Consider the following 10,362-nt stretch of genomic DNA (forward strand, 5'->3'; position numbering starts at 1 on the left):
CACGGGGAGGAAGCTGAGCCTCCTCGACGTAAGCGCCTGCGGGGTCTCACCTTTTCCTCAATTCCCGTAGGAGTCGAGTGTCTTCCGCTTCATTCCACTAGTTCTTATAAATAGTATGCAAAATAAAATAAAACTATTGAAGACGGCAATTAAAAACCCGAACTATTAGGCGAATGTTTAATTGACATATCACCTAATAATTCGGGTTTATCATTAGCTTAAATACTTATGTCCCAATCTCTTTTATTGAGTGTTATTCAATCTCTTTTTCCACAATTGACAAAACCTCATCAGCTGACACTGGCTTACTAAAGTAATATCCTTGTCCATATTCACAGAAGTTTTTCATAAGAAACTCTACCTGCTGCACTTCCTCAATACCTTCAGCAACAATCGTGAAGTTCATATTATGTCCCATATCAATAATTGCTTTTGCGATGGATCCATTGTTTGAGGAATGACTTATATCATCAACAAATGATTTATCAATTTTAATTTTGTCTATTGGTAGGTGTTTTAGGTAACTTAGTGACGAATAGCCTTTGCCAAAGTCATCAATGGAAATGGTCACACCGAGATTTTTTAATTCATTCAAAACGATTGTAGAGTTTTCAATGTTTTGCATAATGCTTTCAGTTATTTCCAGCTCTAAATCTAACGGATTAAGCTTGTATTCTTGGATTGTTCTCTTCACATCATCTGCAAAGTCATTTTCCTGTATTTGTCGAACAGAAACGTTAACAGCTACTCTTAATGAAGTAAGTCCAGCTTCTTTCCATTGTTTATGCTGTTCACTTACCTTTTGAAGCACCCATCTACCAATCGGCACAATAAGTCCTGTTTCCTCCGCAATAGGGATGAATTCAACAGGTGAAATCCCCCCATACTTTGGATGATTCCAACGAAGCAATGCTTCAACTGCCACAATTTTTCTTGTACTCAGCTCAATTTGTGGTTGATAACAAATTGTTAATTCATCCTTTTCAATTGCCTTCCTTAGCGCAACTTCTAGCTTCATTTTTCTTGTTGATAATTTATTTAAACTCGGATTATAGTATTGATAATTATTTTTTCCGCGGTCCTTTGCTAAATACATGGCTGTGTCTGCGTTTTTAATTAACATTTCCTGATCTTGTCCGTCCTCTGGAAACAAACTTATACCAATGCTTGGCGTCACAAAAAACTCATCATCTTCGATATAAATTGGCTGTGAAAATGCTGTGATAATTCGTTGTGAAATAGTTTCAACTTTTTCGTTCGTTGTATCATCTAATAAAATTAAAAACTCATCTCCACCTTGACGTGATACTAATCCAGCATTCTGAACAGCTTCTGTTAATTGTTTTGCAACAATTTGAAGAACAAGATCACCTGTTGAATGTCCTTTTGTATCATTAATCACCTTAAAACGATCTAAGTCTAAAAAAAGCACAGCCAGATTTTCACCTGTATTATTAAGCAAACGATTGTTTAGATGTTTTTTAAACATATTTCGATTTGGAAGTCCTGTTAATGCATCATAATAGGCCATCTGATGAATTATTTCATCTGCCTTTTTCCGCTCTGTGATATCTCTACCAACAGCAAGTCTTGCCACTTTCCCTTCATATAGAAGCTTCATAACTGACATTTCTACATCGAGTTTTCGGCCATCAACATGCACTATTTGTAGCTCAAATCGGTTCTTTTCAAGCTCTTTGTCATCCATTTCATGAAGAATATCTCGTATTCTTCGAACATCTGAGGTCGAAACATACCCAAGAATGGACTTACCAACTAAATCACTGGGACTTTCAACGCCAATAAGCTTGCTTCCTGCATCATTAATAAAATCAAATTTCCAATCTCTGATCACAGCAATAAAATCTGGAGATAACTCTACAATTCCACGGTAGCGAGCTTCCCCTTCTTTTTGTTCTGTCAAATCAAACAATACACCAGAAAAATCAATTAAATTCCCGCGATCATCATAAGTCGGAATTCCAGTGTCTTGAATCCATCTCACATCACCATCAGGTCTCATAATACGGTAATTACTCGTCACAGGCTGTCCTTGCTTAATTAGCTTTGCTCTTTCTGTTAAAACATCCAGGTCATCTGGATGGATGACTTTTTTCCAAAGGTCATAATCTTGATAAAATTCTTTTAATTGATAACCATATAATTTTTCAATTCCAGGATTAATAAATAAATGGTCTGACTTTAAATCATGTGACCAAAGTGCCACATCTAATGAATTAAAAATATTATTTAGCTTTTGATTACTTTTATTCAGCTCTTTTCTCGTTTTCCGGAGAATAATCAGTAATCCTATAAGCACAAAAACAGTGCAAATATTAATCATTACATATGAAAGTTGTAAAAAGATATGATTCATTTGAAAAATAGTAAGTAAAACTTGGTTAAAAACGATTAAACATATAAGAACACTAATGAGTTTTAGCCATTTCGACCCAGTTGAAAACATGATGGATTCCCCTAATCATAATGAGGTAGTAATTAATTATATTGTACCGATTCGGGCGGTGACTGTCACGCCCCGATTTTTGTCGAAACTTATCGAACTCCATGTTTCCCTTTTTTGCAACATTGGTATCTAATTCTCGAACTTGTCTAGGAAATTAGACCCTAATTTTGTATAATATTATCATAGTCTATTTTTTAAAAAGGTTGTGAGGATCTATGAATAGCAGCATGAAAGTACAGGGGGATTCGGCGCTTTCTGAGAGATTTGAGGTGGCATTTAATAATATACACCATGTGTTAAAGCAATTAAATCCACATGAATATCAAGATGCATTTATGAAGTTATTATCGATTTCCAGTCGAAAACATCATTTTATTCAGTCATTTTATGGTGATTTAAAACAATTTGCGAAGCTAAGAAATGCTCTTGTTCATGAAAAACTCCAAACAGATACATACATTGCCACTCCAAATGAAGAGATTGTGCTTCAAATCGAGAAAATAGCTCGGCAATTATCGGCTCCACCTAAAGTAATGAAGATTGCAACAAAAACAGTTGTCACTCTACAATCCACTCATTCAATAGAATATGTGATTAAAACAATGGCGACTTCTTCATATAATCAATTTCCTATTTATCAGGATCATCAATTTTCATTCTTGTTAACAGAGGGTGCTTTAACAAACTGGTTAGCTCGCCATATAAAAGACGGGCAAATTAATTTAACAAAATCAACTGCAGACGAACTAAAAGGATATGAAGATGAACATAATGTTTCTTTTGTTAGTAAGAACATGAACATTTTAGAGCTGGAAGACTTATTCGAACAATTTTTTCAGCAAAAAAGAAAGTTAGAAGCTGTGATTGTCACTGAAAATGGTTCTTCAAATGAACGTCCTCTAGGAATTATTACTCCTTGGGATTTAATTGAAATCGATCTACTACATCTATAAGGAGTTCTACATGTCTAACTCAAGAATTTTTGCGATATATCGGTTACATTGGAAATATGTTCTACTTTATTTCATACTATTAATCTTATTAGGATTATTCACCTTTTTTATTCCTTTTTTTGATAAAAATTATGCAATCATACCATTCGTCCTTTTACTTGGTTGTCTCGTTTTTCAGCCGAAATTAAAACACTTTTCTCTGCAAATTTTCACCTTATTATTAGCTTTATCATCAGGAATTTATGGATTTTCAATGGAAAGTATCAAGGATTATCCTTTAGCAAATGTGATTTATTCAACAGTTCGCTTATTCGCACTTGATGTTGATCCTGTGTTTTCAAAAAACGGTGATCGATTTATCACTTATCCTCCTTCCATTGAGGTAGCTCGTTGGTCTGCTGTTGCTTATATTATCTCTACGATTTCACAACTGATTTTAGCGTATTTCAGGCAAACCCTTCGATTATGGCTTATGACAAATAAGGGAAATCATTATGTGATTTTAGGATTAAATCAGCAATCTTATACTTTTGCGGCAAATTTATTAAAAAATAAAAACAACGTTCTGATTATACAAGAGCAGTCGTTTTCATTAGAAAATGATCTTAAGCAACAAGGTGCCGTTTTAATACAAGGTGATTTATTAAGTTCAACGTCTCTTCGAAAAGCGGCTATTCACAAAGCGAAATACATTGTCACACTGCATCAAGAAGATACGTATAACTTAAATATTGTGAAAGCTGTTCACCATTATTTTGAACAAGAAAAGCTGCGACTGAAAAAACGTCGTATTACGTTTTATGTTCAGCAAAACCATTCACAAACAGAACGTCTTTTTACTCAATTAGAAAAAAAGGTCCTTACAGAATCAAGCAAAATTACTTTGCACCTTCATCCAATCTCAATTCATGAACTAATTGCACGTCAATTATTTGATCAACATCCGATTTATAAGCATCATGAAGAAAAAGCTCTGCAACTTGATTCATCTCCTTTTCATCTGCTTATTATCGGATTTGGGTTAACCGGACAGCAAATTGCCTTGCAAGCGATCCAAAGGAGTCATTTTTATCATAAACAACCTTTAGCAATGACTATCGTCGACTTCCAAGCAAAAACGATTTCACAATCTTGGAAAGAAAGCTACCCTCGATTAAATGAGATGGCAAACATTCAATTTATTGAACGTGATGTGGAAGCAGAAGATATTGGAAAATTAGTTGAAGATCAACACCTGCCCATATCTTCAATTTATATTTCATTAGATAATGATGAAAAAGATATTCTTCAAGGAATGCGACTGCATCAACGATTTAAGCAGATTCCAATTTATTTGAAGCTTCAGCAAGATCAATATTTTGCGAAGTGGCTTCATGAAGAAGAAGCTTTTCACCATGTTTATCAATTTGGTGCATTAGAAGATGTGCTAACAGAGGAGATTGTGATTCAAGAGCAGCTCGATCGTATGGCTAAATTAGCTCATGCGATGTATGAAGAAAAAACAGCAAATAGCAAAGCATGGGATGAGTTATCACATTTTGAAAAGCAATCGAATCGTGCGTTAATGAACCATTATGAAACAAAACTATTTTTACTCGGCTATGAAGCTCACGAGCAAATCCCTGATAAAGAGTCAGTTCCAAAGGATACTTTCACAACAGATATGCAAACAAAGCTAGAGCAGCTCTCAATTGTTGAACATAAACGATGGAATGCTTTTCACTTTAGTAAGGGCTGGGATGTTTACAATGTAGAATATGTCACAAAAACGAACCATAAAGATCCAGAAAACAAGCTTCATGCTTGTTTAGTCGATTGGGATGAATTAGATACAATCTCTTCGATTAGAGAAATCAATTTTAAACAATATGATCGTGATACCATTTTACAATTATATGAAATCACAGAAAAAATGGACAAAGTATTGTATAAACGAAGGGTTGATCGAGACATTGAATAAGCCTTATAAAATCGGGGTAACCGGTCATCGAGATATTCACCCTAATGCCTATGAAAAAGTAAAACAAGAAACAATGAGATATTTTGACCAGCTCATCACACTTCATTCGGAAATTCTACTTTTTTCACCATTAGCATCTGGAGCAGATCAGCTTTTAGCAGAAATCGCGCTTGAACGAGGAGTATCTGTGCATGCACCTATTCCCTTCCCTATCGAGCGCTATTGTCTCGATTTTTCTGAAGGAGAAGAGCGAAACAATTTTCTGAAATTAGTGGATAAAGCTGATTCTATTTTTGTACCAGAGCTTGTTCAGGACCAGCCTACTGACACATTATGTTATTTTGCAGTCGGTGCTTATGTAGCTCAACAAAGTCAGCTTCTGTTTGGATTGTGGAATGGTGAAAAATATCCTGAGAAAACGGGTGGCACAAATCATATTATTCGTTGCCAGCTCCAGGGATTTCCGGAATCTTTGAGGTTGCAACAGCCCCTTTGTGATCGAAAGACACTGTGGATTATGACACCACGTTCAACAGATAATTTTTTTCATCCGAAGTCAAGCTACTTATCACTTCAACAATACAATTCTATTAAAAAGGAGGACCATGATGAACGGTAAATTAAAGATCTTTTTAAGTCATGCTAGCGTAAATTTTCCGATCATGAAGGAAATGGCTGATATACTTGAAAGCCTAGGTTATATTTGTTGGTATGCCCCGCGAAATATAGCAAAGGGCAATAATTACCTAGTAGATATTGTCGACGCCATTGAGCAAATGGATGTGGTTATTCTTCTTCATTCAAAAGAAGTTCATGATTCGAAATATGTGTACAGAGAAATTGAATATGCTGATCAAATGAATAAACTCATCTTACCTGTGTTGATTGATGATTCACCTATCGCAAAGCAGCTTGTGCTGATTATTCGCAGCATGCAAATGACTTCTTTGCTTGATTTTTCATCCATTTCCGATGCAACAGCTGTGCTTCATGAGCGCTTGGAAGCTTATCAGCTCGAATCACAGCAAAAAAATGTGCCAACAGACTGGGTACAATCCTTAGGTACACCGATCATTAACAAGTTTTCTCCAACAAATTCTGCCACAGCATTTTTGTTGGAAAATGAACGTGTAGAACAGCTAAAACGAGTGTATGTACCTGTAGAAAATTTTTCTGAAGTACAACAATGTGTAAATGAAAATTACGTCGTGATTTTGCAGAATGAAAAACGTACCGGCAAATATTCAACAGGCATCAATTTGTTACAAAATCAACATGTAGAGCGTATCATTGAGATTTTACCAACGGTTACAATGATCGATTTATTAAAAATGCCCTTACAACCTAACACAGGATATATAATTGATAAAGTAAGCTTAGATTTTTATGAGCATCTTATTCCTGTTATGTGGGATGAGCTAGCTAATTCTCTTAAACATGAAAATAGTTATCTTATTTTCACAACAGAAGATACTGAGCTACCAGACTGGATGCAAACTTTCACAATCAACCCTCCTATTGAAAAAAGGACTGTTTTAATGCAGCATGCTGAAAAAGCTGGATTACATAATATTAGCTCTACAATAATAGAGGAAGTTGAACCATTTTTAGAAAAATTGCTTCCATATGAAATTAGCGATATTCCTAAGAAGCTAGCGGAGGTTGTTCAAGGGTCATTAACTGTTCAACAAATGATTGAGCAATTTCAAAGTCATGTTGAAGAGCGCGTGAAGAAATGGTTTGAGGAACATGGACAATCTTTATCACTTGTAGCCAATTATGTCACATTAGCTATTTTAAAAGAAGTTCCTGAAAAAGCATTTATTGAAGCATCTAAATTATTGGAGACTCACTTACAAGAATCTTGGCAATTTGGACAAGCTACTCACTTTTTATCAGATGACGCTCGACTAACCATTTTACAAGCAAAACGTTTTTCTAAAAAAGTAAATTCTGATATGGGTTATGTTTCTGTTGAACATATTAAACTGATTCATCCAGATGAAGCAGAGATTATATTAAAGCAATTTTGGACACATTATCGATTTTCAAGAAATGCAGTGTTATCATGGTTTGATGAGTATTTAGCAAAAGCGAAAAAAGTGGTCATACCTGAAATTGACTCCTCTCTTACCATGTTAGCTAGCTATGATTTAACCTTTGTACGTCAAGAGCTTTTGCAGCAATGGGCCAAGCATGATAATACGTTATATCGCTTAGCAGCTGTTCGTGTGTTAACAAATACCATTAAAACAAGGCAATATGTTCAAGAAGTGATAAACCTTGTAAACAGCTGGAGTTCTCAGCGAAACAATACGGCATTACAGTGGACAGCAGCTTGTGCGCTTGGCTCTGAGATCGGTGTTTTTCTTTATCCAAAAACACTTCAGCTTTTACAAAAAACTTTTTTAACAAATCCAGCATCTTTAAGGCATATCGTCGGACAAAGCTACATAAATCTTTTTAAGCTAGGAAGTAATCAGCATGATTATGTGATCGCTTATGTGCAACACTTCCAAAGCTGGTTAAAGGAAGAACAAGATTCAGTAAAACTACTACACTTTTATTTTTCAATTATAAGAGCCAATAGCTATGAATTAACTAGCATTCTTTCAAAAGAGGAAATAACGGAAAACATTGGATCATTCGTGAACATTTCACTAAAATCCAGCAAAACAAAAAGAGTTGGTGAAATGTTCTTAACGACTGCCGTGTCACATTTCCCACAAAAGCTTGCACCACTTATGATCTCACTTCTCTACAATGAAGATCGTGCAGTAAGTGAACGTGCGAAGGATCTTTTAAAAGCAAACATGATGAAACAACATAATACATCATTCAATGAATTATACGAAGAAATGATGAGTGTGAAAGGAAGGAAATAACGATGAATTTAATTGAAGTGCAACCAGTAAAATTTAGTTTTTTTGAAAAACCACCAGCTTCTTCTCTTAATCAAGCGTTTGTTTATGTAAATGGAGAAAATAACTTTCAGGTTGTTAAAAATGGTGATCGCCTCACTCGAAGTGATTTACGTGCAGGCAAATATACGAAGGTATATATCGTCAACATGGCCACACAAAATTATCAAAGTGAAGAAGAATATCTTTCATTAGACAGAGGACGTAGCTTTCTTATTAATCTATCAATCGATTATAAAGTGGTTGATCCGATTTCCCTTGTGCAGCAAGATGCAGGTGAAATTGTAAACTTTATCAAAAAGAAGCTTCCTTATTGGCTAGAGGAAATTACGACTGATTATTCCATTTCTGATGCAAAGCGGGTGAAAAAGCATATCGAGGATTTACATGAGCACTCTTCAATGGTAGCTGGCTTAAAGCAGGTTGGTATTGTTGTTTCTGATATAAATGTACTTGTGAAACAAAGTCGAAGTGATCAAGAGCATGATAAGAAATATTGGGATATTGATCGTGAAGGTGAGCTTGCTGAGCATGAAAGAGAAGTAAAACAACGCCAAGCACTCGCTCTTGCAGAAAGAATTCAAAAGGAAATTGAAGCAGGCAATCTTTTCAATGCTTTATTATTATCTGAGGAAAACAAAGCGGCACTAGAAATTGTCCAAGGTAGAATTGCGAACCAGGAAAAATTTCGTGCAGAAGTGCAAGATCAAGTACGTAAATTAATCTCAGACCCAACAGTAGACCGAATCGAAGTCGAGCAACAGCTAGAGAAAATCAGAGTATATTTCCCTTCTGAAAACTTTGCAGAAACGAAAAACAATAACAACAGAAACGACTATGCTGAAGACCCTCTTGATGATTTAAGAAGCGTCTACCAATCTACAAAAGGAGAGTAAATTAAGTGGAAACCATTATTAATCAAGTTTTCTGGATTTGGGTACCACTCACATTACTGCCCGTCTGGCTACGAATCGCCATTGTTACTTATGTTCTCATTATTCTTGCTAGACCAATTATCTTCCGACTACTTCCTAAGTTAATCGAATGGGCTAGCATGTTGGTGAAGAAAGGTGTTGAATACCTTTCTTATCCACTCATGGTATTATTTCATAAGTTTTTATCAAAACGACGTAGTAATGGAGATCACCGAATTCCCTACTGGCTCGAAGCAGGTGAGGATTTTTGCGCGGTGTTACTTAAAAGCTTTGGAAGATTAGAAGATTTATCAAAAAGACGAACAAGAAACAAAGCAAGAATAAAGAAAATGGTTCGACTTGTTGCATTTTCCCTAGCGATTTTGCTACCACTAGCGATTATCAATAACCCAACAACGTCTTACTCAAAAACTTGGAACAACTTCGAAGCATGGGTAACAAAAGAAAAAGTTCAAAAAGACCTGGGCTATGATCTCACGAAGCTACAAGCAAATGTCAAAGGAAAATTCGACGAAGTCAGTTCAAAAGTAAACCCAAAAACATTAAAGCTCAAGGAAAAATATAAAGATGGTGGAAACATCCGCGAAACACCGAACCTAAACGGAAACATCGTCGATGACCTCACACAAGGCGAAACCATCACATACCTAGAAGAAGAACAAACCGACAACCAAGGAATCCGCTGGCTCAAAGTCGAAACACCTAACGGGAAAACAGGTTGGATTTCGGCTAAGATTGTGGAGTAAGTGCGGTGCCTGTTAAGTGCGGTGCCTGTCACTACCCGAATCGTGTCGAAAAACACCTATGAAGAATATCACAAAAAGAAGAGGCTGGGACATATGTATTAAAGCTAATGATAAACCCGAATTATTAGGTGATATATCAATTAATCATTCAATATTTCGGGTTTTTATTTGCTATCTTTAACAGTTTTTTGATTTTGGAAACTATTTTAAAGAACTTAGTGGAATGGAGCGGAAGACACTCGACTCCTACGGGAATAGAGGAGAGGGCACTGAAGAACTCAGGTTATTCTTAGATGAAATAATTTCCCAAAAAAAACCATCAATTTTTGTTCGAATTTTGAACAAAAATTGATGGTTTTTATCTGTTTCCCTTCTATTTT

The 10,362-nt window shown here is 35.5% G+C and carries 7 protein-coding genes; 6 read left to right on the forward strand and 1 reads right to left on the reverse strand.

The annotated features are described in order from the left end of the window. Positions 1 to 253: 253 nt before the first annotated feature. Complete coding sequence (locus tag LC076_RS20040) at positions 254 to 2,467, reverse strand: GGDEF and EAL domain-containing protein (RefSeq protein WP_226670860.1); 2,214 nt, start codon at positions 2,465 to 2,467, stop codon at positions 254 to 256. Positions 2,468 to 2,682: 215 nt separating this feature from the next. On the opposite strand from LC076_RS20040, the gene LC076_RS20045 reads away from it, so the two are divergent. The 6 genes from LC076_RS20045 to LC076_RS24430 are packed head-to-tail and all read left to right on the forward strand — an operon-like array spanning position 2,683 to position 9,982. Beyond that, complete coding sequence (locus LC076_RS20045) at positions 2,683 to 3,420, forward strand: CBS domain-containing protein (RefSeq protein WP_226670861.1); 738 nt, start codon at positions 2,683 to 2,685, stop codon at positions 3,418 to 3,420. A gap of 10 nt (positions 3,421 to 3,430) precedes the next feature. Beyond that, positions 3,431 to 5,380 (forward strand): NAD-binding protein, encoded by a 1,950-nt coding sequence (locus LC076_RS20050; protein WP_226670862.1) that lies wholly within the window; start codon positions 3,431 to 3,433, stop codon positions 5,378 to 5,380. Further along, positions 5,373 to 5,999 carry a hypothetical protein gene (locus LC076_RS20055; RefSeq protein WP_226670863.1) on the forward strand — a complete coding sequence of 209 codons (627 nt, stop codon included), beginning with the start codon at positions 5,373 to 5,375 and terminating at the stop codon, positions 5,997 to 5,999. The genes LC076_RS20050 and LC076_RS20055 overlap by 8 nt, the downstream gene beginning before the upstream one ends. Further along, positions 5,989 to 8,265: a toll/interleukin-1 receptor domain-containing protein gene (locus tag LC076_RS20060; protein WP_226670864.1), complete on the forward strand. Its 2,277-nt coding sequence runs from the start codon at positions 5,989 to 5,991 to the stop codon at positions 8,263 to 8,265. Before LC076_RS20055 ends, LC076_RS20060 begins: the two co-directional genes overlap by 11 nt. Positions 8,266 to 8,267: 2 nt before the next feature. Then, positions 8,268 to 9,197, forward strand: a complete 930-nt coding sequence (locus LC076_RS20065; protein WP_226670865.1) for a hypothetical protein — start codon at positions 8,268 to 8,270, stop codon at positions 9,195 to 9,197. A gap of 5 nt (positions 9,198 to 9,202) precedes the next feature. Then, positions 9,203 to 9,982, forward strand: coding sequence for an SH3 domain-containing protein (locus LC076_RS24430; RefSeq protein WP_226670866.1), 780 nt, complete (start codon positions 9,203 to 9,205; stop codon positions 9,980 to 9,982). Positions 9,983 to 10,362 lie beyond the last annotated feature (380 nt).

This window comes from Metabacillus litoralis, assembly GCF_020524045.1.
Classification (GTDB): domain Bacteria; phylum Bacillota; class Bacilli; order Bacillales; family Bacillaceae; genus Metabacillus; species Metabacillus litoralis_C.